This is a genomic window from Streptomyces sp. HUAS MS02 (assembly GCF_055702265.1).
In genome coordinates this window covers 3973296-3997937 of record NZ_CM146747.1, presented here as the reverse complement: position 1 = coordinate 3997937, position 24642 = coordinate 3973296, and the positions used below count along the sequence as shown (strand labels likewise).

Below are 24642 nucleotides of genomic sequence, written 5' to 3'. Positions count from 1 at the left end.
TCCCTGAACGGGCCTGGAGGGCTGCGGAGTTGGTGCTGTTCGCATGACATGGATCCGGTCACGGAACGTGCCCGTACGGGCTCTGCGATCACGCACCGCGATCATGAGGCGCCCGGCCGGGGCGATCACGGGAACGACCGGGATGATGATCCGGAAAAGTTGAGGTTTCGGGCGGCGGGTGGGGCCAGCGAAGTGCCGGATCTCTCGTAAAGTTGCGCCGTGGGATCTCTGCGCAATCCGATCGGGCCGCTTCCCTCCACCATCTACTGGCGCCGGAGGGCCGTTCTGCTGACCGTTGTCGGTCTGCTGGCGATCCTCGTCGTGTGGGTCGTCACCGGCGGGGGCGGGGACGGCGACAACAACGCGGGTGGTCCCGACGGAAAGAATCCCGCGACCTCGATCACTCCCGGGCCGTCCGGTTCCGGTCCCGCGATCAGTGAAGCGCCGGGCGGACGCGACGAGTCGGGTGACGAGTCGAGCTCCGGGGGCGACAGCTCCGGTTCCGGGGCGGGCGACGGTTCGGGGTCGGGTTCGGGCTCGGCTTCCGGTGGCGGGGACACGAGCGCCGGGTCCGGTGCCGCGGGTGGGGGTACCTCCGACGACGGCGGCAAGAACGGCAGCAGCTCGGGCGAGCAGGTTCCGGCGGGGTCCAGCCTGCCCAACTGCACAGCTGGGGCCGTGAAGTTGACCGTGCGCAGCGTGCGCAACGCCTACGCGCCCGGGGTCAACCCCACGTTCGAACTCATCGCCCGCAACTCCTCCGGCGGCGACTGCAAGCTCGATCTCGGCCCGGACAACACGGTGGTGACGATCACCCCGGCCGACGCCGATGACGACGACGCGTTCTGGGCGTCCGACGACTGCCACGAGACGGCGGGCAGCCTGATGTTCAAGGTGCCGGCCGGTGACCGGGTGACCTACACCGTCGAGTGGAACCGTGACCCGAGCGCGCCCAACTGCGCGACTCCGTCAGCCGGTTCGGCCACCGCCGGGACGTACCTCGTCGAGGCGAAGGCACCGGGGCTGGCCACGGCTCGCACGTCCTTCGTGCTGGAGAAGGACTGACGGTCGGTGGGCTGACGGCCGGAGGAACTGACGGTCGGAGGGCTGACGGTCAGAGGGGCTGACTGTCGCAGGGCTGGCTGACGGTCAGAGGTCGGGCGGGGCCCCGGGTGGGCCTGAGTGGGCTGCAGGCGGTCGGTCAGACGTAGCGTTCCAGGATGGAGGACTCCGCCAGGCGGGACAGTCCCTCGCGGACGCTGCGGGCGCGGGCCTCGCCCACGCCGTCGACTGTCTGGAGGTCGTCGACGCTGGCGGCGAGAAGCTTCTGGAGGCCGCCGAAGTGCTCCACCAGGCGGTCGATGATGGCGCCGGGCAGGCGCGGGACCTTGGCGAGGAGGCGGAAGCCGCGCGGGGAGACGGCCGAGTCCATGCCCTCGGGGGAGCCGGTGTAGCCGAGGGCGCGGGCGACCGTGGGGAGTTCGAGCAGCTCGGCGTGGGTGAGGGCGTCGAGTTCGTGGAGGGCCTCGTCGACCGTGCGGGAGCGCTTCGCGGTGGGCTCGGGGACGTAGTCCCTGACCACCAGTTCGCGCTCCGGTTCGACGCCCGCGATCAGCTCGTCGAGCTGGAGGGCCAGGAGACGACCGTCGGTGCCCAGTTCGACCACATATTCGGCGATTTCGGTGGCGATGCGGCGGACCATCTCCAGTCGCTGGGCGACCGCCGAGACGTCCCGGACCGTCACCAGGTCCTCGATCTCCAGCGCGGAGAGCGTGCCGGCCACCTCGTCCAGGCGGAGCTTGTAGCGCTCCAGGGTCGCCAGGGCCTGGTTCGCCCGGGACAGGATCGCCGCCGAGTCCTCCAGGACGCGGCGCTGCCCGTCGACGTAGAGCGCGATGAGGCGCATCGACTGGGAGACCGAGACGACGGGGAAGCCCACCTGTTTGCTGACGCGGTCGGCCGTGCGGTGGCGGGTGCCGGTCTCCTCGGTCGGGATCATCGGGTCGGGGACCAGCTGGACGCCCGCCCGGAGGATCTTGGAGAGGTCCGAGGACAGCACGATGCCGCCGTCGAGCTTGCACAGCTCACGCAGGCGCGTGGCGGTGAACTCGACATCCAGGACGAAACCACCGGTGCACATCGGCTCGACGGTCTTGTCGAAGCCGAGCACGATGAGTCCGCCGGTGTTGCCGCGGAGAATCCGTTCAAGCCCGTCGCGCAGGGCCGTGCCTGGGGCCACGGCGCTCAGTGAGGCGCGCATCAGGCCATCGGCACCGGAGCTCCCACCGGACTTTCCGGGAGCTGCTGCCCGGTCGTTGGCTGCCACTGCACTCCTCCGGTCGCAGGTTCTGGGGCGCTCCCGTTTCGCACTCGTGGTTCGTACGGACGGGCGAGACCTGGGCAAAGTCTACCGGCGGTCCTCCGCGTCCCGTGGGGCCTCTCGCCGACGGGATCGGGGCAGTACCCGGAGCGCGTCTCCCATGTCGGCCACTTCCAGGACCTTCATACCGGGAGGAACCTTGCCGGGATCGGTCGGAACGAGGGCGTGCGTGAAGCCGAGGCGGTGTGCTTCGGAGAGGCGGCGCTGCACCCCTGTGACCCGTCTGACCTCGCCCGCGAGACCCACTTCACCGATCGCCACGAGGTTCTTGGGGAGAGGGGTGTCGGTCGCCGCGGAGGCCAGGGCGAGGGCGATCGCGAGGTCCGCGGCGGGCTCCGACAGCTTCACGCCGCCGACCGTCGCCGAGTAGATGTCCCGCTTGCCGAGGGCGCTGATCCGGCCGCGCTGCTCCAGGACCGCGAGCATCATCGAGACCCGGGAGGTCTCCAGGCCGGACGTGGTCCGGCGGGGGGAGGGGAGCTGCGAGTCGACTGTGAGCGACTGCACTTCCGCGACCAGGGGGCGGCGGCCCTCCAGGGTGACGGTCAGGCAGGTGCCGGGGACGGGTTCGTCGCGGCGGGTGAGGAAGAGGCCGCTGGGGTCGGTGAGGCCGGTGATGCCCTCGTCGTGCAGCTCGAAGCAGCCGACCTCGTCCGTGGCGCCGTAGCGGTTCTTGACGCCGCGGACCAGGCGGAGGCGGGCGTGCCGGTCGCCCTCGAAGTGCAGGACGACGTCGACGAGGTGCTCCAGGAGGCGGGGGCCCGCGATGGCGCCGTCCTTGGTGACGTGGCCCACGAGGAGCGTCGACATGCCGCGCTCCTTGGAGGCGCGGATCAGCGCGCCGGCGACCTCGCGGACCTGGGCCATGCCGCCGGGGGCGCCGTCGATCTCCGGTGAGGCGACGGTCTGGACCGAGTCGAGGATCAGCAGGGACGGCTTGACCGCGTCCAAGTGGCCGAGGACGGCGGCGAGGTCGGTCTCGGCGGCGAGGTAGAGGTGGTCGTGCAGGGCCTTGATGCGGTCGGCGCGGAGGCGGACCTGGCTGGCGGACTCCTCACCCGTGACGTACAGGGTGGGGTGCTCGGCGCTCGCGGACTTGGCGGCGGCGTCGAGGAGGAGGGTGGACTTGCCGACGCCGGGTTCTCCCGCGAGGAGGACGACGGCGCCGGGGACGAGGCCGCCGCCGAGGACGCGGTCGAGCTCGGGGACGCCGGTGGAGCGGGCGGTGGCCTGGCGGCCGTCGACCTGGGCGATGGGGACGGCGGAGGTGGTGACGCGGCCGGGGGTCGTCGTACGGACGGCCGGGGTGCCGTACTCCTCGACCGTGCCCCAGGCCTGGCACTCGGGGCAGCGGCCCAGCCACTTGGCCGTCTGCCAGCCGCATTCCGTGCAGCGGTAGGACGGGCGGTCCTTCGTGGTCTTCGTGCGGGCAGCCATGGACGAACCGTAACGGAGGGCACCGACAGTCTTCGACGGTCGGCCGGACGGGGGGTGTGGGGGAGGGTCTTGGGAGGGGCTTCGGTGCGGTTTCGGGGGCGGCTTGGGAGGGGTTCCGGGAGGTGCTTCGAGAGGGGTTTCGGGAGGGGGCGGGTGCGGGTTCGCGGGGGCTTTCGCGCAGCTCCCCGCGCCCCTGGGGTGCGTCCGGGCGGTGGGTGGGTGGGGCGGGGCCGTGCCGGTGCGTAGAGCTGGAGCCCGTCGCGTGGTGCCCTACTGCTCGGAGGTAAGGGCGAGCCGTTCTCCGGGCGGCTGTGAGCGACGGGCTGCTACGCACCGGCACGGCCCCTTCCGCGCGTTCGCGGCCGGGTTGCCGTCTCGGTGAATCCTCTCGCTACGGGCGGCGGCCGATGGTCAGTTGGGCCGGGGTGTACGGGATGTACGCCGCGCCGTCGAGGCCGAGGGCGGTCGCGGCCGACTGGAGGGCGGCCGGGGTGGCCGAGGCGCCCCAGCGGCCGGTGTCCAGGCGGGACTCCAGGGCGTGCAGGGCGGCCACCGTCTCGGCGGTGGTGAAGGTGCAGTGGCCCTGGCGTTCGACGTAGGCCTGGCGGAGCTGCGCGGCGTCGCCGGAGGCGCGGATCCGGGTGGCGAAGCGGGACTCATGCTCGACGGGGACGAGGTCGTCGGCGGTGGTGTGGATGTTGAGGAGGGGAACGGCGAGGCCCTGGCCGGCGGAGGACGTGCGTAGGCCGGCGGCGACGGCGTCCGGGTCGGCGGTGATGTCGGCGTTCGCGGTCAGGTCGCGCAGATCGGCGCGCAGGTCGAGGCCGGCCTTCTTGTAGAGGGCCTTGACCAGGGGTGCGTGCTGGGAGCCCGCGAGCACGCGCGCGTAGTCGACGCCCTTGTTCCCGGAGTTGTTGCCGCCGAGGGCCTTCTCGACGTGGAAGCGGGCGGGCTCCATGCGGTTGAGGACACCCTGGGCCAGCCACTGGTACTGCTGGGCCTGCTGTTCGTCCCGGTCACCGGCGGCGGGGCGGTCCTTGCCGGGCGCCCAGGTGGGCAGGTTGAGGTAGGCGGCGGCGAGGGCGATCCGGGCGCGGCCCTGCGGGGTCTTCTGGGCGGCGACGACGGCGTCGGTGAGCTGCCGGCCGGTGGTGGCGCCCTCCGCCTCGGAAGCGAAGTCCACCAGCTTCACGGGAGTGTCGGGGAGCAGGAGCCGGGCGATCGTGTACTCGGCGTCGAGCTGGTAGGCGTGCAGGTCGTTGGCTCCCGCCACGAGACCGCACAGGCCCAGCGCGCCGTCGATCCCGCCCGCGCCGGAGCGGGCGAGCCGGGCGTTGACCAGCCCGCCCATGGACTGGCCGATGGAGAGCGTGCGCGTGGGTTCGCCGATCCTCTCGGTGACCGCCGCGACGGTGGCGAGCTGGTCGCGCTCCGCGCTCTCCAGGGCCCAGAGGGTCTCGCTGACGTCGTAGGAGGAGCCGGTGAGCGCGTAGCCCTCTTCGAGGAGGCGGAGGCGCACGGCCTCGCGGGGGGCGTTCTGGGGCACCGTCACGCCGAAGCCGTGACTGAAGACGATCAGAGTGCCGTTCCAGTTCTCCGGGACGTCCGCTATCCAGGCGGCACCGTCGGGGAGGGTGCCGGTGAGGCGTTCCACGGCGGGCGCGGCGCTCTGCGGGGCGGCGGCGGAGACGGAGGCGCCGGTCAGGGAGAGGACGACGGTCGCGGCGAGGGCGGCGAGGGCGCGGTGGGTGGAGCGGTTGGTGGAGCGGCGGGTGCGTACGGCCATGGGGGTGGGGCTCCTGTCGGCGCGGAGGTGGGGACGTTGCTCGCTCTTACTGGGCAGTAACTCGTTTCCCGAGAGCAATGTAGGGCCAATTTTTGGTGACGGTCAATAAAGTGCACAACATTCGGCCAAGCTCCGCGTGCACCGCGGAATGCGGCATTCCTGTCCCCTTATGAGGGATCGTTTCACCCGTACGGAGTAAATGTGCTCAAGGGGCGAGAAGGTGCTGGTTCCGGGCGCCTACCGTCCATGAATGATGAGCATCAGTCCGGAAACCTCGACCCGCACCACCGGCGCACACCGGGCGCACCGTGAGGCGCGCGATCGGGCCGCGGCGCGCGCGGTGGCGCAGCACCCGTCGACGCGCTACGAGCCGTACCTGGACGGCCTGTTCACCTACTGCATGTCCGTGCTGTGCGACCGCGACGCGGCCACCGCTGCGCTCGCCGACGTGCTCGCGCTCGCCGAGCGGCGTCGGGGGCCGGACACCGCCGACGACCGCCGTGCCTGGCTGTACGCACTGGCCCGCTGGGCCTGTCTGCGCAAGCTCGCCGAGGTGCGGCAGAAACGGCCGGCCGCGCATGCCTCCACGCGCCCACCGGGGCACGGCGGTGGGGCCGACACCACGCATCCCGACAAGGGCCGCTCGGAGAAAGGGCGCTCGGAGAAAGGGCGTTCGGGGAAGGCGCGCGCCGTCGAGAGCGCCGCCGTCCGGGCCGTCGCGCTCTCCGAGGACGAGGAGCGGCAGCGGCGGCGTGAACTCGCCCAGCTCGCCTGGCCGGAGGCCGCCGGCACCTCGCCCGAGCAGCGCGAGGCCCTTGAGTTGGCCGTACGGCATCAGCTCACCGCCCACGAGGTCGCCGCCGTGCTGGGCATGGACCCGACCGCCGCGCGGGAGCTGCTCGCCTCCGCCGCCTGCGAGGTGGAGCGCACCCGAGCCGCCCTCGCGGTCGTCGAGACCGGCGCCTGTCCGAGCGTCGCCCGGCTGACCGGTGACCATCAGCTCGTCCTGAGCGCCACCCTGCGCCGCGAACTCGTCCGGCACGTCGACGACTGTCCCGTCTGCCGTCGCGCCGCCGAGCGCGCCGTCCCCGGCCGCTGGCCCGGCACCACGGTCACGCCCGCCGCGCTGCCGGTGCTCGAAGCGCCGCGTGCCGCCCTGGGGCCCGCGATGGCTCACCTCACGCGCGCGCGTGGCGGCGCCCCGCGCTTCGACCGGCGTGGCTTTCCCATGGATCCGAGGGACCGTGCGGCCCGACGGGAGCGGCTGCGCGCGCGGGCCGTGACCACGACCGTCGTCGCCACCGTGGTCGCGGCGCCCGTCTTCGCCCTCTGGGCCGCCTATCGGGGCGCCCCTCTCATCGGCGAGGGCGGCGACGGCCGTTCGGTCAGCGCGGGCGAGGAACAGGGCGACGGCGACGGCACCGTGGGCGACGGCAGCGGCGACGCCTACCAGAACGCCGGCAACGCCCGGAACAGGTCCGACGCCCGCCACGGCCGAGGCAAGCAGGCGTCGGACGACGTGTCCGTGGAGGTCACCCAGGGCAAGGGGCGGGGCGCGCTCTCCATCACCGCCGCCAACGACGGCGACACCACCCTCATCACCCTTGAAGCGACCGGGGACGCGGCCGTCCGCTGGTCCGCCCGCACCGGCGCCGACTGGCTCTACCTCAGCCAGTCCTCGGGCACCCTGAAGCCCGGCGAGTCTCTGACGATCAAGGTGTACGTCGACCAGCTGAGCGAGCCCTCCGGGTACTGGACCGCGCGGGTGACCCTGGCTCCGTCGGACGCCGTGGTGACGATCGAGGGCTACGGTCCGGAGCCGACGCCGCCGGTCGGCCCCCGGCCCACCGCGCCCGTCCCGGACCCGGGCCCCCCGAGGCCCACCGCTCCACCGCCGACCCCCGACCCGGACCCCACGCCGACCGGCCCGGCCCAGCCGGACCCCACGCCGACCCCGACCGACCCGGCCCCCACGGACCCGGGCGGCCCCACGACACCACCGGGCGACGGAGGCGGCGACCCGCCACCGGGACCGTAGACCGGCGGGGGCGCCGCCATGAAGCCGGGGTGTCAGGTGAACCGGGGCGCCAGGGAGGGCGCGAGGAGGGGCGGCGATGTGGCCAGTTCGGTCCGCGGACCGACCACCGTCCCCGCCCGCCCAGCCGCCTATTGGCCCGCAGGCTCCGCCGGACCCGTCGGATCCGCCGGGTGCGGTGCCACCAGGGGCAGGCGGGACGCCAGTCGCTGCTCGCACAGTTCGACCAGACGGCCGTAGCCCTCCTTGCCCATCAGCTCGATCAACTCCGGGCGGTACGACACGTACACCGGGTCGCCCGCGCCGTGCGCCGAGGTCGCCGAGGTGCACCACCAGTGCAGGTCGTGACCGCCCGGGCCCCAGCCGCGACGGTCGTACTCCCCGATCGACACCTGGAGCACCCGCGTGTCGTCGGGCCGGTCGATCCAGTCGTACGTGCGGCGGATCGGCAACTGCCAGCAGACGTCCGGCTTCGTCTCCAGCGGCTCGCGCCCCTCCTGGAGCGCCAGGATGTGCAGCGAGCAGCCCGCGCCCCCGGCGAAGCCCGGGCGGTTCTGGAAGATGCACGACCCCTTGTACGGGCGGGTCTGACGGTCGCCGTCCTCGTCCTTCGAGACCCAGCCCGTCTCCGTGCCCACATCGTGGAACTGCCAGATCTCCGGAGTGAGCCTCGCCACATGCTCGGCGACGCGCTTCTCGTCGTCCTCGTCCGAGAAGTGGGCACCCAGGGTGCAGCATCCGTCGGCCGCGCGGCCCGCCTGGATGCCCTGGCAGCCGCTGCCGAAGACGCAGTTCCAGCGAGAGGTCAGCCATGTCAGATCGCAGCGGAAGACCTGCTCGTCGTCCGCCGGATCAGGGAACTCCACCCACGCGCGCGCGAAATCGAGCCCCTTCTCGTCCGGCGTGGTGGACTCCGCCGAGCCCTTCGTCGACTTCGGTGGCCTGGTCGCCGCTTTCGCCCGCGAAGAGCCGCCGGCCGCAGCCGTCCCCGACGCCGCTCCCGCTGCCGACTTGTCGGCCTTTGCCTTTTTCGTCTTTGGCACCCGTCCAGGGTACGGCGCCCGAAGCCGCATCGAGGACGGCGCACGCCTCCGCTGGCAGTAGCGTTCCGTACATGAGACTCGGTGTCCTCGACGTGGGATCGAACACGGTGCATCTACTGGTGGTGGACGCACACCCGGGCGCGCGCCCCCTGCCCGCGCATTCGCACAAGGTGGAGCTGCGCCTTGCCCAACTCCTCGACGAGGCCGGGGCCATCGGCCCCGAGGGGATCGACAAACTCATAGCCGTCGTCCACGAGGCGCTCCAGGCCGCCGAGGACAAGGGCGTCGAGGAACTGCTCCCGTTCGCCACATCGGCGGTGCGTGAGGCCAGCAACGCCGATGACGTCCTCACCCGGGTCAAGGACGAGACCGGCGTGGAGCTCCAGGTCCTCACGGGCTCCGAGGAGGCCCGGCTGACCTTCCTCGCCGTCCGCCGGTGGTTCGGCTGGTCGGCCGGCAAGCTCCTCGTCCTCGACATCGGCGGCGGCTCGCTGGAGATCGCCTACGGCATAGACGAGGAGCCCGACGCGGCCGCCTCGCTGCCCCTGGGCGCAGGACGCCTCACCGCCGGCTGGCTCCCCGGCGACCCGCCCACCCCCGACGACATCCGGTCGCTGCGCCGGCATGTCCGGGCCCAGATCGCCCGTACGGTCGGGGAGTTCAGCCGCTTCGGGGCCCCCGACCACGTCGTCGCCACGTCCAAGACCTTCAAGCAGCTCGCCCGTATCGGTGGCGCCGCCCGCTCCGCCGAGGGCCTCTACGTCCAGCGCGACCTCAAGCGCGACGCGTTGGAGTCCTGGGTTCCCAAGCTCGCCGGCATGACCACCGCGCAGCGAGCCGCCCTGCCCGGCGTGTCCGAGGGGCGGGCCAACCAGATCCTCGCGGGGGCGTTGGTGGCGGAGGCCGCGATGGATCTGTTCGAGGTGGAGACGCTGGAGGTCTGCCCATGGGCGCTTCGGGAGGGTGTGATCCTGCGGCGGCTGGACCACATGGGTACGGCGCAGGGCGTCGGGAGCAGGGAGTGAGGGAGCGGGGGCAGGGAGCAGGTCAAAGGCGGGGTGCGTTGTCGGCTGCCGACCCGTGGGGCTTCCCCCGCGTGTCCCCGCGCCCCTGAAAGATCAGGCCCTGCGGGCACGAAAAGCCCGGGGCCGCGGGCAGGAAAAGCCCGGGGCCGCGGGCAGGAAAAGCCCGGGGCACAGCCACCCGCTTCTCAGTGGCGCGGCGACCTGCGAGGGGAGCCCCACCGGGCCCGCGGCCGCCGACGGGCAGGCACCCCGACGGCGCATGGGCGAGGCCCCACCCCTTAGGCTGTGCCGCGTGGCAGAACCCGTACGGATCCCGGACGCGAAGGTCGCCCTGTCCACGGCCTCCGTGTACCCGGAGTCGACGGCCACGGCCTTCGAGATCGCCGCACGCCTCGGGTACGACGGCGTGGAGGTCATGGTCTGGACCGACCCGGTCAGCCAGGACCTGGAGGCCCTGCGCCGCCTCTCCGACTACCACCAGATCCCCATCCTCGCCGTTCACGCGCCCTGTCTGCTGATCACACAGCGCGTGTGGTCCACCGACCCGTGGGTGAAGCTCCAGCGTGCCCAGGCCGCCGCCGAGAAGCTCGGCGCGAGCACGGTCGTCGTCCACCCCCCGTTCCGCTGGCAGCGCCAGTACGCGCGTGACTTCGTCACCGGGATCTGGCGGATGGCGAACGAGACGGACGTCCGGTTCGCCGTCGAGAACATGTACCCCTGGCGCTACCGCGACCGCGAGATGCTCGCGTACGCCCCCGACTGGGACGTCACGAACGACGACTACCGGCACTTCACGATCGACCTCAGCCACGCCGCGACCTCCCGCACCGACGCCCTGGACATGGTCGACCGCATGGGTGACCGCCTCGGACATGTGCACATGGCGGACGGCAAGGGGTCGGCCAAGGACGAGCACCTCGTCCCCGGCCGCGGCAGCCAGCCCTGCGCCGAGCTGCTGGAACGTCTGGCCCTGAGCGGTTTCGACGGCCACGTCGTGATCGAGGTCAACACCCGCCGCGCCATGTCCGCCGCCGAGCGCGAGGCCGACCTGGCGGAGGCGTTGGCCTTCACCCGGCTGCATCTCGCCTCCGCCGTGCGGGTCCCCCGACCGTGACCCCGGGCACTCCCCGCCGCAGGGGCCGGCCCTCCCGTACGGAATCGGCCGACACGCCCGCCGCCCGCGACCGCATTCTCGCGGCGGCCCGCGAGGAGTTCTCCGAGCGCGGCTACGACAAGGCGTCCGTACGCGGGATCGCCAAGGCCGCCGGGGTGGACTCGGCCCTGGTGCACCACTACTTCGGCACGAAGGAGCAGGTGTTCGAGGCCGCCATCACCCTCTCCTTCGGCCCGGCCATGCAGGCTCCGCAGGCCGTCGAGGAGGGCCCGCTCGACGACGCCGGCGAGCGGCTCACCCGGTTCGTCTTCGGCGTCTGGGAGAACCCGGCGACCCGTGCGCCCCTGCTCGCGATCGTCCGTTCCGCCGTGAACAACGAGGCCGCGGCCGCCGTCTTCCGCCGCATCATCGCCACGCAGGTGCTCCGTCGCATCGCCGACCGCTTGGACGTGCCGGACGCGGAGCTGAGGGCGGAACTGGCCGCCGCGCAGCTGGTGGGCATCGCGATGCTGCGGTACGTGATCAAGGTGGAGCCGTTGGCGTCGGCGGATCCGGAGCAGATCATCGCAAGGGTGGCTCCCGTGGTGCAGGCGCACCTCACCGCGCCCTCCTAGGGGGCAGCGGCAGGGGCAAGAGCAACCGGGCAACGGGGTCGGGCCCGTACTCGAAAACCGAGACGGTCGTCCCACATTTCGGTCATCGTGTCCATCACCTGGATGACCGGCGTACGCTCGACTTCAGTCATAACTCTCCGAAGGAGCGAGGCGAGCGACGATGCCCGAGCTGAGGTCCCGCACAGTCACCCACGGCCGCAATATGGCGGGCGCCCGCGCCCTTATGCGCGCCTCCGGTGTACCGGGCGCGGACATCGGCCGCAAGCCGATCATCGCGGTCGCGAACTCCTTCACCGAGTTCGTGCCGGGCCACACCCACCTCCAGCCGGTGGGCCGGATCGTCAGCGAGGCCATCCGCGAGGCCGGCGGCATCCCGCGTGAGTTCAACACGATCGCCGTGGACGACGGCATCGCGATGGGCCACGGCGGCATGCTGTACAGCCTGCCCTCCCGCGACCTGATCGCGGACAGCGTCGAGTACATGGTCGAGGCCCACTGCGCCGACGCCCTGATCTGCATCTCCAACTGCGACAAGATCACCCCGGGCATGCTGAACGCCGCCCTGCGGCTCAACATCCCGACCGTCTTCGTCTCCGGCGGCCCCATGGAGTCCGGCCGGGCCACCCTCGTCGACGGCACGGTCCGCACGCTCGACCTGGTCGACGCGATCTCCGACGCCGTGAACGACAAGATCTCGGACGAGGACATCCTCCGTATCGAGGAGAACGCCTGTCCGACCTGTGGCTCCTGCTCCGGCATGTTCACCGCCAACTCGATGAACTGCCTGACCGAGGCCATCGGCCTCTCCCTCCCGGGCAACGGCTCGGTCCTGGCCACGCACACGGCCCGCAAGCAGCTGTACATCGACGCGGCCCACACGGTCATGGACATCACCCGCCGCTACTACGACCAGGACGACGAGACGGTCCTGCCGCGCTCGATCGCGAACTTCGCGGCCTTCGAGAACGCGATGGCCCTCGACATCGCCATGGGCGGCTCCACCAACACGATCCTGCACCTGCTGGCCGCCGCCCAGGAGGCGGGCGTCCCGTTCGGTCTGAACGAGATCGACGCCGTCTCGCGCCGCGTGCCGTGCCTGGCCAAGGTCGCGCCGAACGTCGCCAAGGACCGCACGTACTACATGGAGGACGTGCACCGCGCCGGCGGCATCCCGGCCCTGCTGGGCGAGCTGCACCGCGCGGGCCTGCTCAACGAGGACGTGAACTCCGTCCACAGCCCCTCCCTCGCCGACTGGCTGAAGACCTGGGACGTGCGCGGCGGCTCCCCGTCCCCCAAGGCCGTCGAGCTGTGGCACGCGGCCCCCGGCTGCGTCCGCTCCGCCGAGGCGTTCTCCACCTCCGAGCGCTGGGACACCCTGGACGAGGACGCCGAGGGCGGCTGCATCCGCTCCGCCGAGCACGCCTACTCCAAGGACGGCGGTCTCGCGGTGCTCAAGGGCAACCTCGCCGTCGACGGCTGCGTGGTGAAGACGGCCGGCGTCGACGAGTCGATCTGGACCTTCGAGGGCCCGGCGGTCGTCTGCGAGTCGCAGGAGGAGGCCGTCCAGAAGATCCTGCTGAAGGAGATCAAGGAGGGCGACGTCGTCGTCATCCGCTACGAGGGCCCCAAGGGCGGCCCCGGCATGCAGGAGATGCTCTACCCGACCTCGTACCTCAAGGGCCGCGGCCTGGGTAAGTCCTGTGCGCTGATCACCGACGGCCGTTTCTCCGGCGGTACGTCCGGCCTGTCCATCGGCCACGCCTCGCCCGAGGCGGCCGGCGGCGGCACGATCGCCCTCGTCGAGGACGGCGACCGCATCCGTATCGACATCCCGAACCGTTCGATCGAGCTGCTGGTCGACGACGCCGAACTGGCCCGCCGCGAGCAGGCGCTGAACGGCGTCTACGCCCCGAAGAACCGGGAGCGCAAGGTGTCGGCCGCGCTGCGCGCCTACGCCGCGATGGCCACCAGCGCCGACAGGGGCGCGGTCCGGGACGTCAGCAAGCTGGGCTGAGGTGGGCTGAGGGCCGCCGCCGTCCCGCACGACGGCGCTGTGGTGGTACGAGTGAGGGCCGTTCCCCTGCGGGCAACGGCCCTCGGTCGTTTGCGGGTCGTTCCCAAGCGGGCAACGGCCCTCGTCCGTGTGCGGGTCGCGGGGCCGGCCGGCCGTCTCACCAGCTCGCCGGATCCGTTCCGTCCAGGCCGAGCACAGATCCGTCGAGCGCGCCCGCGCAGACTCGGTCGTCGATCACCACCGGCTGGGGCAGGGCACCGGTGAGGCGGTCCGATTCGCCCAGCCGTGCCGGTGTGTCCCCGCTGATCCGTCCCTTGCGCACGTCGACCGCGAGCACCCGGCCGTCGGACGAGGTGAAGTACACGTACCGTTCGCCGACGACGGGCGTCGAACTCCGCGCGACCCCCGTCTCGGTCCGCCACAACTGCGCGCGGGCCTTCATGTCGACGGCCACGAGCGCGCCGCTCGCGCCGCTCAGCAGGTACACGACGTCACCGCGCACCACCGCATGCGCCTGTTCGAGCCGTACGGGCAGCTCGACCCGGACGGTCTTCCCGGTGCCGGGGTCGTACCGGACCACGGCGACCGTGTCGGGGTAGGCGCCCCCGATCGCGGCGAAGAGGAGGGAGCCGTCCTGGGCCCCCACGGGTTCCAGCTGACCGTCCAGCCGGGCGTCCCACCGCACGTCACCCGTCTCGGGGTCCACCGCGGTGACCCGGGTCCGAGCCCCCGTGCCCTCGCCGGTGACGCTCGCCACGTAGGCCGACCGGTCACCGTCGAACGACGTGAAGTACGCCTCCGGCTGTCCCGGGATCCGGCGGCTCCACACGGTGTCGCCGGTGGCGCCGTCCACCCCGGTGACGGTTCCGTCGGCGGAGGTCAGCAGCAGCATGCCGCCCGCGAACCGCTGGGCGCCGTACGCGGAGAGGTCCCGCTCCCACCGCACCTTGCCGGTGCTCGGGTCGAGCGCCTGGACCCGGCGGTTCTGGTCCGTCAGTACGTGCACCAGCCCGCCCGCCTCGACGGGCGGGGCACCCGTGCCCGGCGCGCCCACGCCTTCGACGGTGTGCCGCCACAGCACGCTGCCGTCCGCCGGATCCAGCGCGGAGACCAGCCCCGGCTGGGAGCAGAGCAGCTTGCCGGCCCCGTACGAGCACTGCGGCACGCTCCCGTTCTTCGCCATGGGCTTGGTGGCCCAGGCTTCGAGCGCGGGCGCGGCGGCCGCGGCACGACTGGCCCGGGGAGTGGCCGTGGCCCCGTCCGCCCGCACGCCGTCACCGCCCAGCATTCGCGCCGAGACGAACCCGCCACCCGCGACAAGCACCAACGAGGCGGCGACCAGAACGGCCCGCCGACGCAACCGCCTGCCGGCCGTACCGGCCCCGCGTCCAGGCCCGCTGTCGCGGGGTGCCCCGGACTCGCTACGACCATCACCGACACCTGCGCGCGAGCCCGGGCCCGTTCCTGTGCCCGGCTCCGTATCGGTGCCGGTGCCGGCACCGGAGTTCTCGGCCCCCCTCTGCCCGGCTTTCGTGTCCCCGTACTGTCGGCCGTCTCGGCCGTCTCTGCCGTCTGTGGTGTCTCCGGCATCTTTGTCGGCGGGACGGTCGGCGGGGCGGTCGGAGCCCGGGACGGCCGCGGCCCATCCCGCCCCTCGTCTCTCCTTCTCCCGCTCCCTCTCCCGTTCCCGGTCCCGCTGGGTCGGTATGAAGCTCTGGGTGTCGTACGAGGCCGCCACGGACCGGAGTTCGTGCATCAGCTGGTCCGCGGTGGGCCGGTCGTCGGGCTCCTTCGCGAGACAGGCGCGGACGAGCGGCGCGAGGTTGTCGGGCACGCCGGTGAGGTCCGGCTCGTCGTGGACGACCTGGTAGGCGACGACGTAGGGGCTGTCGGAGTCGAAGGGGCCGCGCCCGGTGGCCGCGTGCACGGTCACCGAACCGAGGGCGAAGATGTCGGCGGCGGGCCCGACCTCCCGGGGTCGCCGGAACTGCTCGGGGGCCATGAACGGCGGTGTGCCGATCAACTTGCCGGTCTCCGTGCGCAGTTCACTGTCCTTCGGCCGGGAGATGCCGAAGTCGATGACCTTGGGGCCGTCCTCGGCGAGCAGCACGTTGCTGGGCTTGAGATCCCGGTGGACCACACCGGCGCGATGGATGTCGCGCAGGGCCTCCGCGAGTCCGGCCATCAGCCGCCGCAACTGCCCGGGCGGCATCGGCCCGTTCCGCTTGACGTGCTCGGCGAGGGTGGGGCCGGGGATGAAGAGGGTGGCCATCCAGGGCCGGGGGCTGTCCGTGTCGGCGTCGACGACAGGCGCGGTGAAGGCACCGCTGACCCGTCGGGCGGCGGCCACCTCCTGCCGGAAACGGCCCCTGAACTCAGGGTCCTTGGCGAACTCGGCATGCACCACCTTCACCGCGAGCCGTAGCCCCGAGGTCGAGGTGGCCAGATGGACGACACCCATGCCGCCGGACCCCAGACACGACTCCAGGCGGTACTGACCGGAGTACTCGGGAAGTTCCGCTTCCGCCCCCGACCCGGTGCCCCGCTGCGGTGCCATGGGTCCACCCCCGTGCTGTTTCGGCCGCTCTCGCGACGCTCGGAGCCTAGTCGATGACCCGTACGGGACAGAGGCGGCTTGCTAGCCTGCGCGTGCGAAAAACGTACAGGTGTGCGTGTCCTGATTCAGGGGTATCAAAGGGTCCCCATGGCTTGCATGGGGACCAATCGGGGTTCGCACGGGTTTCAAAGCAGTTTCAAACGGGGGGAGTTCAGCCATGTCTGTCGAGCATGCCGAAGAGATCACGGGTGACGGCGAGGGGGAGCAGACTGCCACTGTGGTGGCCACCGCGGCGGCGGTCACCGTGGCCGTCCGGTACTACTCGGTCGCGCCGGGTGTCCGCGTCAACGTCCGCAGCGGCCCGAGCACGAGTTACGGCATCGTCCGCGTCCTCTCCGAGGGCGCCAGGGTGCCGATCTACTGCCAGACCCCGGGCCAGACCATCTCCGGTCCGTACGGCACGACGAACCTCTGGGACAACATCGACAACGGCCAGTACATCTCCGACGCGTACGTCTACACCGGCAGCGACGGCTACGTGGCCGGCCGCTGCGGCTGACCCGAAGGGGAAGCCCGGACACCGCACGCGGAGAGGCAGCTCGCCGCGGTACCCCGCACACGAGGTACCGCGGCGAAGCCACAGAGCCTCCCGGGAGAGGCCCGGTACCGGCCAGGCATCTGGGCGATGGGGAGGCCGAGCGAGGCCGGTGATTCCGGGGCGCGGTCCGACCTCCTCCCACTCCTGATGCCGCCGCCCGGCCCCTTTCGACCCGGGGCGATAATCGACGTGTGAGCGATGAACCGAAGAACATCCGGGCGGAGCGGCGGGAGCGGCAGGCGCAGCAGGAGTCGGCGGAACCGCGGGAGCGCCAGGCGCCCTCGGCGGCCGGGACCACCCCTGCGGGACCTCGCCCCGAACCCATCCGTTTCTTCGGGACGACCTGGCTGAATCACGACGGCAACTATTCGGCCCGCCGCGCCGGCGTCACCGCGGGCTCGCTCGCCGCCGTGGTCGCCTCCGCCCTGATGCTGCGCCTGGCCTACGAGGGCCTGCAGTTGGCGGCGGTCGGCGGCTACGTCAGCATCCTGGTCGTGATCATGTTCGCCATCTGCAGCGCCCTGGCCTTCGGCCACACCTGGGGCTCCTACACCAAACGCCCCGACCCGGACCGCCAGTCCTCTCTGCGCGGCCTTCTCGCCATCGGCTTCCTGGGCTCCCTGACCGCCTACTTCCTCCGCTCCCTGAAGGAGGCCCCGGGCGAGGCCCTCCACCGCGAGGAACACACGACGGCGCGCGACCAGTACGACCGCCGCACAGCCAAGCGCACCGGAAACCCGGCGAAGCGACGCCGCCCCTGACGCAGCGCCCCCGCAGGGCGCGGGGAACCGCGCGTGCAGGTAGGGCCGACGGGGGCCGACAAACCTCTCCCCAACACCCCCCACCGCAAGCCACGATGCCCCCATGCCCACCTCCCGCCCGCACCCCCGAGCCCACTCCTCCCACACCACCCGAGCCCACTCCTTCAACACCGCCGCAGCCCAGTACGCGGCGAACCGCCCCTCCTACCCACGCGCCCTCTTCGACGCCGTCGAAGCCCTGTCCCCCCGCCCCCTCCACGGCTCCCGCACCGTCGACGTAGGCGCCGGCACCGGCATCTCCACCGCGCTCCTCCACAGCCGGGGCGCCCATGTACTGGCCGTCGAACCCGGCGCGGGCATGGCCGCCCAGTTCCGCCGCTCCCACCCCCACCTCCCCGTCGTCCGAGGTGACGGCAACGCCCTCCCCGTCGCCACCGCCTCCACCGACTTCCTGACCTACGCCCAGTCCTGGCACTGGACCGACCCCTCCCGCTCGGTCCCGGAAGCCCTCCGCGTACTGCGCCCCGGCGGCGTACTCGCCCTCTGGTGGAACACCGACGCCGTCGACATCCCCTGGATCGCCGACGCCACCACCCGCATCCACCGCTTCCTCGGCGTGGACCCGGACACCCCGATCGAGAAGAGCGCTTCCGGTGCGCCCGCCGCCCTCACCGACACAGCGGGGCTCCTCGACTTCACCCGCCGCGAACTCCGCTGGAGCCGTGAGGTCTCCCTCGACACCCATCTGGCCAACATCGCCAGCCATTCGGCGTTCCTGGTCCTGGGCGAAGACGCCACCACCGAGTTCCTCACCGAGGAACGAGCGCACCTCCGGGGGCTCTTCCCCACCGAAACCATCGAGGAGACCTACGACGTGGACCTGCTACTGGCCATCCGCCCCTGAACCAGGCCCCTTTGCGTCAATCCTTCCTGAACCAGGCCCTCCGGCACCCGCCCCGCGCTCCACGGCAACCCCCGCCCCCCATGCCTCCAGAGCCGCCGCACACGCGTGATCCACATGCCACAGCCCGCCCAACTCCAGCCGCACACCCCGCTCCCGAGGCACCCCGTCCAACGCGTCCAGCAGCTTCGGCAACCGCAGGAACGTCGCGTTCCCGACCACCCGCACCACCACTCCCGGCTCCCCCCGGTCCTCGATCTCCACATGGACCTGGCTGATGTCCCACGCCGTCTTGACCACCGCCAACGCGAGCCCCACCAGCACCCCCTCGAACAGGTCCCAGACCACGATCGCCGAGGCGGTCACCCCCAGCACCACCACCTCCCCGCGATCACGTCCCCGCCACAGCACCCCCAACTCCCTTACGGGCACCAGCCGACACCCCGCGTACACCAGCAACCCGGCCAGCGCCGCCACGGGGATCACACCGAGCACCCCGGGGAGCAACGCGGCGAAGAGCAACAGCCACAATCCGTGCAGCAGCCGTGAGGCCTTGGTCCGAGCCCCTCCCCGCACGTTCGCCGCGCTCCGTACGATCACCGCCGTCATGGGCAGCGCCCCGAGCACCCCGCACAGCACGTTCCCGGCGCCCTGGGCGACCAACTCGCGGTCGTAGTCGGTCCTCGGTCCGTCGTGCAACTGGTCCACGGCTGCCGCGCTGAAAAGCGACTCGGCGGAGGCGATCAGCGCGAGGGCGAGAACGGTCCCGACCACCCCCACCTCCGCGAGCAACCCCAGGTCATCGACCGTCGGCACCCGCACGGCCTCCAGCAACCCCCGCACCTCGACCCGCCGCACCCCCAGCTCGAAGACCCCCGTGACCAGGGCCGCGCCCCCGACAGCCACCAACGGCGCCGGCACGAACCGCGCTCCCCACCGCCACCGGGGCCACACCACCAGCACACCGACCGTGGCACCCCCGAGCGCGAGCGCCACGGGATCCACAGCCCCGGGCAGCAAGCCCAACCCCGCGACCTTCTCGATCCCCCCGCCCCGGGGCGCGGCCGCGTCCCCCAACGCGTAGACCTGCCCCGCCACCAGCACCAGTCCGATCCCGGCGAGCATCCCCTGCACCACGGCCACGGACACGGCCCGAAACCACCGCCCCCAGCGCAACGCCCCCAACACGAGCTGCAGCACTCCGGCGCCGAGCACCAGCACACCGAGCGCCGACAGCCCGTACACCCGCACCGCCTCGTACACCAACACCGTCAGCCCGGCCGCCGGCCCGCTCACCTGGAGGCTGCTCCCCGGCAACGCACCGACGACCAGTCCTCCGACGATCCCCGTGACCAGCCCCAATTCCGCCGGCACCCCCGATGCCACGGCGACCCCCGCACACAACGGCAGTGCCACCAGGAACACGCCGACCGAGGCGGCCAACTCCCCTCGCCACGGCACAGCCCCCGGGCCCCCGAGCCGTGGCCGCAGCCCTAACCGTCCCTGAAATGCTCCCAGGGCATTACGCACAAGACACACACCTCCGGCAGTCGAAGTTCGACAGGAGTGCCCGACAGGAGATGTGCAGTCCCGAGCCAGGGGAGGGAACCCGACGGTGATCACGAGAACTCACGACGGGAGTCCGCCGCACAGGTCACCCGGGCGACACGGCGCGGCCGAGTACCCTCTCCGCATGACCACGCTCCGCAATCAATTGTCACCCAAAGCGAGCATGCTCCGCACCCCTTTCCCCTGACCACCACCCCGCACCGGAAGCGCATCTCCGCGGACCCTCACCTTCCGATCCCCCCACCGAGCGCCCGCGCCCCTCCTCACTCCCGCCCGCGCCTGCCCTACCGCGCCGCCCCTCTGTCACCCACGCCCGCCCCGCCGCTCGGCGCCCGGATGCAGCCGCCCCCTCCCTTGACGTCGCCCCCATCCCTGCGCAATATTCATCACATGATGAATTACTCTCCGGAGGAGACTCCACCTCCACCTTCACCTCCACTCCCAACCCCTGAGGGCGCCCCTGCACGCCCTGCCATCCACGCCCAGGGCCTCACCGTGGCCCGAGGCCCCCGCACGGTCCTCCGCAGCCTCGACTTCGCCGTCCCCCGAGGCCAGATCACCGGCCTCCTGGGCCCCTCCGGCTGCGGCAAATCAACCCTGATGCGAGCGATCGTCGGCACCCAGGCCAAGGTCACCGGCACCCTTGACGTCCTCGGCCGACCCGCAGGCGACGCCGCCCTCCGCCACCGCATCGGCTACGTCACCCAGGCCCCCTCCGTCTACGACGACCTGACCGTCCGCCAGAACCTCGCCTACTTCGCCGCGATCCTCGACCCCGGCCGCGCCGCCGCCGACCGCCGCGACGAGAACGTCACCCGGGCCATCGCCGACGTGGCCCTCACCACCCACGCCGACGCCCTCGCCGGCAACCTCTCCGGCGGCCAGCGCAGCCGCGTCTCCCTGGCCGTGGCCCTCCTCGGCACACCCGAACTGCTGGTCCTCGACGAGCCCACCGTCGGCCTCGACCCCGTCCTGCGCCGTGAGCTCTGGGCCCTCTTCGACACCATCGCCGCCGAGCGCCGCGCCACCCTCCTGATCTCCTCCCACGTCATGGACGAGGCCGAGCGCTGCCACCGCCTCCTCCTCATGCGCGAGGGCGAGATCCTCGCCGACGACACCCCCGAGGCCCTCCGCACCCGCACCCACACGGAAACGGTCGAAGCGGCCTTCCTCCACCTCGTCGACGAGGCCACCACGAAAACCACCGCGACCACGCCCCCAGCCGCGACCGACACACACCGGAAGGAGCCGGCGCGATGACGACGACACCGAACACAGACGTGGCCCCCACGACCCCGCACCCCCCGACCGCTGACCCCGCGCCCTCGCACTCCAGGGCCCTCAGCTACTCCCGCACGACCGCCACCGCCGCCCGAGTCCTCCGCCAACTCGGCCACGACCGGCGCACGATCGCCCTGCTGATGCTCATCCCGTGCGTGATGCTCTTCCTGCTCCGCTACGTCTTCGACGGCAACCCACGCGTCTTCGACTCCATCGGCGCCTCACTCCTCGGCATCTTCCCGCTGATCACAATGTTCCTGGTGACCTCGATCGCGACCCTGCGCGAACGCACCTCCGGCACCCTGGAACGCCTCCTCTCCATGCCCCTCGGCAAGGGAGACCTCATCGCCGGCTACGCCCTGGCCTTCGGCACCCTGGCGATCATCCAGTCCGCCCTCGCCACCGGTCTGGCCGTCTGGTTCCTCGACCTGGACGTCACCGGCTCACCCTGGCTTCTCCTGATCGTCGCCCTCCTCGACGCCCTGCTGGGCACCGCCCTCGGCCTCTTCGTCTCGGCCTTCGCCTCCTCCGAGTACCAGGCCGTCCAGTTCATGCCGGCCGTGATCTTCCCCCAGCTCCTGCTCTGCGGCCTGTTCACCCCGCGCCCCGAGATGCACCCCGCGCTGGAAGCCATCTCCAACGTCCTCCCCATGTCGTACGCCGTCGACGGCATGAACGAAGTCCTGCTGCACAGCGACATGACCACCACCTTCGTCCGCGACGTCGCGATCGTCGCCGGCTGCGCCCTACTGGTCCTGACCCTGGGAGCGGCCACCCTGCGCCGCCGGACGACCTGACGGCCACCGATCACCTGCCCGACGTTCCGCCCACCGGACACGCCAGCCGGACGCCCGCCCCCGGTGCGAGGATGGCCCCAGGACGACGCACCCCCCCGGAGGGCACCCGCACCATGAGCCAGAAAGTCGCAGTCCTCGGCACCGGCAAGATCGGCGAGGCCCTGCTCAGCGGCATGATCCGAGCCGGCTGGGCGCCCGCGGACCTCCTGGTCACCGCCCGCCGCTCCGAGCGCGCCGAGGAACTCCGCACCCGCTACGGCGTCACCCCGGTCACCAACGCCGAGGCGGCGAAGACCGCGGACACGCTCATCCTCACGGTCAAGCCCCAGGACATGGCCACTCTCCTCGACGAACTGGCCCCGCACACCCCCGCCGACCGCCTGGTCGTCAGCGGCGCGGCGGGCATCCCCACCTCCTTCTTCGAGGAGCGCCTGGCCGCAGGCACCCCCGTCGTCCGTGTCATGACGAACACCCCCGCCCTCGTCGACGAGGCCATGTCCGTGATCTCCGCCGGCAGCCACGCGAGTGAGGCCGACCTCGCGCATGCCGAGGAGATCTTCGGCGCCGTCGGCAAGACGCTCCGCGTCCCCGAGTCCCAGCAGGACGCCTGCACCGCCCTCTCCGGCTCCGGCCCGGCGTACTTCTTCTACCTGGTCGAAGCCATGACGGACGCGGGCATCCTCCTCGGCCTGCCCAGGGACAAGGCCCACGACCTGATCGTCCAGTCCGCCATCGGCGCGGCCACGATGCTCCGCGACAGCGGCGAACACCCCGTCAAGCTCCGCGAGAACGTCACCTCTCCCGCCGGCACGACGATCAGCGCGATCCGCGAGCTCGAGAACCACGGAGTACGCGCCGCACTGATCGCCGCACTGGAGGCCGCCCGCGACCGCAGCCGCGAACTGGCCTCCGGCAACAACAGCTGACGCCGCCCGCGGTCAACCGGCCAGAAGACCGATCGCCCGATACGCCTCGTCCACCCTCGGTCGAGCCATCTCTCTGGCCTTCGCCGCACCCATCCGCAGCACCCCCTCCACATACGCAGGATCCGCGCACAACGCCTTGTGCCTCTCCTGTACGGGCCTGAGGAGCTCGACCACGGCCTCTGCGGTGTCCTTCTTCAGTGCTCCGTACGATTCATATACACCGCTCAGGTCCTCGGGGTTCCCACCCTCACAGGCCGCGAGGATCTCCAGCAGATTCGCGAGCCCCGGCCGCCCCTCCCGGTCGTACACGACGTCCCGCCCACTGTCGGTCACGGCCCGCATGACCTTCTTCCGCACGACATCCGGTTCGTCCAGCAGATAGACGATCCCCGGCCCGACGTCGTCCGTCTTCCCCATCTTCGACGTCGGGTCCTGCAGGTTCATCACCCGCGCCCCGACCTTCGGCGGGGTGGCCCGGGGAACGACGAACGTCTGCCCGTACCGCTGGTTGAACCGCACCGCCAGGTCCCGCGTCAGCTCCACGTGCTGTGTCTGGTCGTCCCCGACCGGTACCTCGTCCGTCCCGTAGGCCAGGATGTCCGCCGCCATCAGCACCGGATACGTCAGCAGCGAGAGCCGGACACTCCCGCCCCGTTCCCGCTCCCGCGCCGCCTTCTCCTTGTACTGGATCATGCGCCGCATCTCGCCGTCCGTGGCCACGCACTCCAACAGGTACGAGAGCCGCGCGTGCTCATCCACCTGACTCTGCACGAAGACGGTGCACAGCTCGGGATCCAGCCCCGACGCCAGCAACAGAGTCGCCGCCTGCCGGCTGAGTCTGCGCACCCGGGCCGGATCGTGGTCCACGGTCAGCGCGTGCAGGTCCACGACGCAGAACAGCGCGTCCGTCCGGTGCTGGTCGACCTCGGCCCACCGCCGCACGGCCCCCAGGTAGTTCCCCAGCGTCAGATGCCCTGTCGGCTTGATACCGCTGAAGACCCGTGTCATCTCTCCACCTCCTGATCAGGACCGCCGCGCTGGGCGGCCGACCCGCAGAAGGGAGAAACGAGAACGGCCGCCAGGGCGGCGGCCGTTGAGTACATACGTGAGCACGGCCGCCGTCAGGCGGCCCACCACTGCTGGCGACACGTACGCGTAGTCATGCGGGCCAGGCTACGCCCGTGAGGGGCCGATCGGCAGCGGGTTGACACACCCCGAGCCGATACGTAGTGTTCTCCGGGTTGTCCGACGTGAGCGCCGACCTCGGTCGGTCCCCGGACAGCCATTCCGCAGGTAACCACCAACAATCGGCGACCCGTCGTCGTGCCCTTGGCATGTGAATTTGCGAAATGAGGAATCCGCGCTCGAAAGGGCGCAGCCCCGATTAGCTCGGGGGCGAGGAATCCGCTAAAGTCTCACTCGTCGGAACGGCCGAACAGCCGCGAAGACAACTCCCGCTGACTGGGAATCAGGCCCGAAAGGATCTGATAGAGTCGGAGCCGCCGGAAAGGGAAACGCGGAAGCGGAAACCTGGAAAGCACCGAGGAAATCGGATCGGAAAACGATCTGATAGAGTCGGAAACGCAAGACAGCAAGACCGAAGGGAAACTGCCCGGAGGAAAGCCCGAGAACAGCTTGGGTGAGTACAAAGGAAGCGTCCGTTCCTTGAGAACTCAACAGCGTGCCAAAAATCAACGCCAGATATGTTGATACCCCGTCTCCAGCATCTGCTGGGACGAGGTTCCTTTGAAACAAACACAGCGAGGATGCTGTGAACCATCGGATTATTCCTCCGGTGGTTCCG

The 24642-nt window shown here is 71.5% G+C and carries 19 protein-coding genes; 12 read left to right on the top strand and 7 right to left on the bottom strand.

What is annotated here, in order from left to right; genetic code table 11:
* The first annotated feature begins 219 nt into the window (after positions 1–219).
* The gene (locus ACZ9QC_RS17105) at positions 220–1065 is read left to right on the top strand and encodes a hypothetical protein (RefSeq protein WP_472920903.1); all 846 of its coding nucleotides are present in this window, start codon (positions 220–222) and stop codon (positions 1063–1065) included.
* Positions 1066–1201: 136 nt separating this feature from the next.
* Here the strand turns inward: ACZ9QC_RS17105 and disA are convergent, their stop codons facing one another.
* From disA to ACZ9QC_RS17090, 3 genes are all read right to left on the bottom strand, one after another.
* The gene (disA, locus tag ACZ9QC_RS17100) at positions 1202–2326 is read right to left on the bottom strand and encodes a DNA integrity scanning diadenylate cyclase DisA (protein WP_045562654.1); all 1125 of its coding nucleotides are present in this window, start codon (positions 2324–2326) and stop codon (positions 1202–1204) included.
* Positions 2327–2407: 81 nt separating this feature from the next.
* Positions 2408–3817, bottom strand: coding sequence for a DNA repair protein RadA (gene radA, locus ACZ9QC_RS17095; protein WP_472920902.1), 1410 nt, complete (start codon positions 3815–3817; stop codon positions 2408–2410).
* A 391-nt stretch (positions 3818–4208) separates the two neighbouring features.
* Complete coding sequence (locus ACZ9QC_RS17090) at positions 4209–5603, bottom strand: alpha/beta hydrolase (RefSeq protein WP_472920901.1); 1395 nt, start codon at positions 5601–5603, stop codon at positions 4209–4211.
* Between the two features lie 250 nt (positions 5604–5853).
* On the opposite strand from ACZ9QC_RS17090, the gene ACZ9QC_RS17085 reads away from it, so the two are divergent.
* Entirely contained in the window at positions 5854–7641 is a 1788-nt protein-coding gene (locus tag ACZ9QC_RS17085; protein WP_472920900.1) for a BACON domain-containing protein, read from the top strand.
* Positions 7642–7769: 128 nt separating this feature from the next.
* Here ACZ9QC_RS17085 and ACZ9QC_RS17080 read toward each other — a convergent pair whose 3' ends face one another.
* Positions 7770–8681, bottom strand: coding sequence for a DUF3109 family protein (locus ACZ9QC_RS17080; RefSeq protein WP_472920899.1), 912 nt, complete (start codon positions 8679–8681; stop codon positions 7770–7772).
* 71 nt (positions 8682–8752) lie between these two features.
* On the opposite strand from ACZ9QC_RS17080, the gene ACZ9QC_RS17075 reads away from it, so the two are divergent.
* From ACZ9QC_RS17075 to ilvD, 4 genes are all read left to right on the top strand, one after another.
* Complete coding sequence (locus ACZ9QC_RS17075; RefSeq protein ID WP_472920898.1) at positions 8753–9706, top strand: Ppx/GppA family phosphatase; 954 nt, start codon at positions 8753–8755, stop codon at positions 9704–9706.
* A 292-nt stretch (positions 9707–9998) separates the two neighbouring features.
* Positions 9999–10820 carry a sugar phosphate isomerase/epimerase family protein gene (locus ACZ9QC_RS17070; RefSeq protein WP_467331313.1) on the top strand — a complete coding sequence of 274 codons (822 nt, stop codon included), beginning with the start codon at positions 9999–10001 and terminating at the stop codon, positions 10818–10820.
* Positions 10817–11434, top strand: coding sequence for a TetR/AcrR family transcriptional regulator (locus ACZ9QC_RS17065; protein ID WP_467331311.1), 618 nt, complete (start codon positions 10817–10819; stop codon positions 11432–11434). Before ACZ9QC_RS17070 ends, ACZ9QC_RS17065 begins: the two co-directional genes overlap by 4 nt.
* A gap of 160 nt (positions 11435–11594) precedes the next feature.
* The gene (ilvD, locus tag ACZ9QC_RS17060) at positions 11595–13448 is read left to right on the top strand and encodes a dihydroxy-acid dehydratase (protein ID WP_472920897.1); all 1854 of its coding nucleotides are present in this window, start codon (positions 11595–11597) and stop codon (positions 13446–13448) included.
* A 157-nt stretch (positions 13449–13605) separates the two neighbouring features.
* On the opposite strand, the gene ACZ9QC_RS17055 is transcribed toward ilvD, so the two are convergent.
* Positions 13606–16005 (bottom strand): serine/threonine-protein kinase, encoded by a 2400-nt coding sequence (locus ACZ9QC_RS17055; RefSeq protein ID WP_472920896.1) that lies wholly within the window; start codon positions 16003–16005, stop codon positions 13606–13608.
* Positions 16006–16222: 217 nt separating this feature from the next.
* Here ACZ9QC_RS17055 and ACZ9QC_RS17050 point away from each other — a divergent pair, with 217 nt between their 5' ends.
* From ACZ9QC_RS17050 to ACZ9QC_RS17040, 3 genes are all read left to right on the top strand, one after another.
* Positions 16223–16564, top strand: coding sequence for an SH3 domain-containing protein (locus ACZ9QC_RS17050; RefSeq protein WP_472920895.1), 342 nt, complete (start codon positions 16223–16225; stop codon positions 16562–16564).
* A gap of 230 nt (positions 16565–16794) precedes the next feature.
* The gene (locus tag ACZ9QC_RS17045) at positions 16795–17364 is read left to right on the top strand and encodes an EamA/RhaT family transporter (RefSeq protein ID WP_472920894.1); all 570 of its coding nucleotides are present in this window, start codon (positions 16795–16797) and stop codon (positions 17362–17364) included.
* A gap of 103 nt (positions 17365–17467) precedes the next feature.
* Complete coding sequence (locus ACZ9QC_RS17040) at positions 17468–18268, top strand: class I SAM-dependent methyltransferase (protein WP_472920893.1); 801 nt, start codon at positions 17468–17470, stop codon at positions 18266–18268.
* Here the strand turns inward: ACZ9QC_RS17040 and ACZ9QC_RS17035 are convergent.
* The gene (locus ACZ9QC_RS17035) at positions 18248–19708 is read right to left on the bottom strand and encodes a SulP family inorganic anion transporter (protein ID WP_472920892.1); all 1461 of its coding nucleotides are present in this window, start codon (positions 19706–19708) and stop codon (positions 18248–18250) included. The two genes, ACZ9QC_RS17040 and ACZ9QC_RS17035, sit on opposite strands and share 21 nt — an antisense overlap.
* Positions 19709–20224: 516 nt before the next feature.
* Between ACZ9QC_RS17035 and ACZ9QC_RS17030 the strand changes: the two genes are divergently transcribed.
* The 3 genes from ACZ9QC_RS17030 to proC all read left to right on the top strand — a co-directional run bounded on the left by ACZ9QC_RS17030 (position 20225) and on the right by proC (position 22838).
* On the top strand, positions 20225–21094 hold the full coding sequence (locus ACZ9QC_RS17030) for an ABC transporter ATP-binding protein (protein ID WP_472920891.1): 870 nt from the start codon (positions 20225–20227) through the stop codon (positions 21092–21094).
* Positions 21091–21912, top strand: a complete 822-nt coding sequence (locus tag ACZ9QC_RS17025) for an ABC transporter permease (RefSeq protein ID WP_472920890.1) — start codon at positions 21091–21093, stop codon at positions 21910–21912. The genes ACZ9QC_RS17030 and ACZ9QC_RS17025 overlap by 4 nt, the downstream gene beginning before the upstream one ends.
* A 113-nt stretch (positions 21913–22025) precedes the next feature.
* A complete protein-coding gene (proC, locus tag ACZ9QC_RS17020; protein ID WP_472920889.1) occupies positions 22026–22838 on the top strand; it encodes a pyrroline-5-carboxylate reductase in 813 nt (270 codons plus the stop codon).
* Positions 22839–22850: 12 nt separating this feature from the next.
* Here proC and trpS read toward each other — a convergent pair whose 3' ends face one another.
* Entirely contained in the window at positions 22851–23846 is a 996-nt protein-coding gene (gene trpS / locus ACZ9QC_RS17015; protein ID WP_472920888.1) for a tryptophan--tRNA ligase, read from the bottom strand.
* Between the last annotated feature and the right edge of the window lie 796 nt (positions 23847–24642).

What these genes read in the sequence shown, in the direction of transcription:
- radA (WP_472920902.1), bottom strand. Translation starts at nt 3,817, where the DNA reads ATGGCTGCCCGCACGAAGACCACGAAGGACCGCCCGTCCTACCGCTGC.
- ACZ9QC_RS17090 (WP_472920901.1), bottom strand. Translation starts at nt 5,603, where the DNA reads ATGGCCGTACGCACCCGCCGCTCCACCAACCGCTCCACCCACCGCGCC.
- ACZ9QC_RS17085 (WP_472920900.1), top strand. Translation starts at nt 5,854, where the DNA reads ATGATGAGCATCAGTCCGGAAACCTCGACCCGCACCACCGGCGCACAC.
- ACZ9QC_RS17075 (WP_472920898.1), top strand. Translation starts at nt 8,753, where the DNA reads ATGAGACTCGGTGTCCTCGACGTGGGATCGAACACGGTGCATCTACTG.
- ilvD (WP_472920897.1), top strand. Translation starts at nt 11,595, where the DNA reads ATGCCCGAGCTGAGGTCCCGCACAGTCACCCACGGCCGCAATATGGCG.
- ACZ9QC_RS17055 (WP_472920896.1), bottom strand. Translation starts at nt 16,005, where the DNA reads ATGGCACCGCAGCGGGGCACCGGGTCGGGGGCGGAAGCGGAACTTCCC.
- ACZ9QC_RS17050 (WP_472920895.1), top strand. Translation starts at nt 16,223, where the DNA reads ATGTCTGTCGAGCATGCCGAAGAGATCACGGGTGACGGCGAGGGGGAG.
- ACZ9QC_RS17040 (WP_472920893.1), top strand. Translation starts at nt 17,468, where the DNA reads ATGCCCACCTCCCGCCCGCACCCCCGAGCCCACTCCTCCCACACCACC.
- ACZ9QC_RS17030 (WP_472920891.1), top strand. Translation starts at nt 20,225, where the DNA reads ATGATGAATTACTCTCCGGAGGAGACTCCACCTCCACCTTCACCTCCA.
- ACZ9QC_RS17025 (WP_472920890.1), top strand. Translation starts at nt 21,091, where the DNA reads ATGACGACGACACCGAACACAGACGTGGCCCCCACGACCCCGCACCCC.
- proC (WP_472920889.1), top strand. Translation starts at nt 22,026, where the DNA reads ATGAGCCAGAAAGTCGCAGTCCTCGGCACCGGCAAGATCGGCGAGGCC.
- trpS (WP_472920888.1), bottom strand. Translation starts at nt 23,846, where the DNA reads ATGACACGGGTCTTCAGCGGTATCAAGCCGACAGGGCATCTGACGCTG.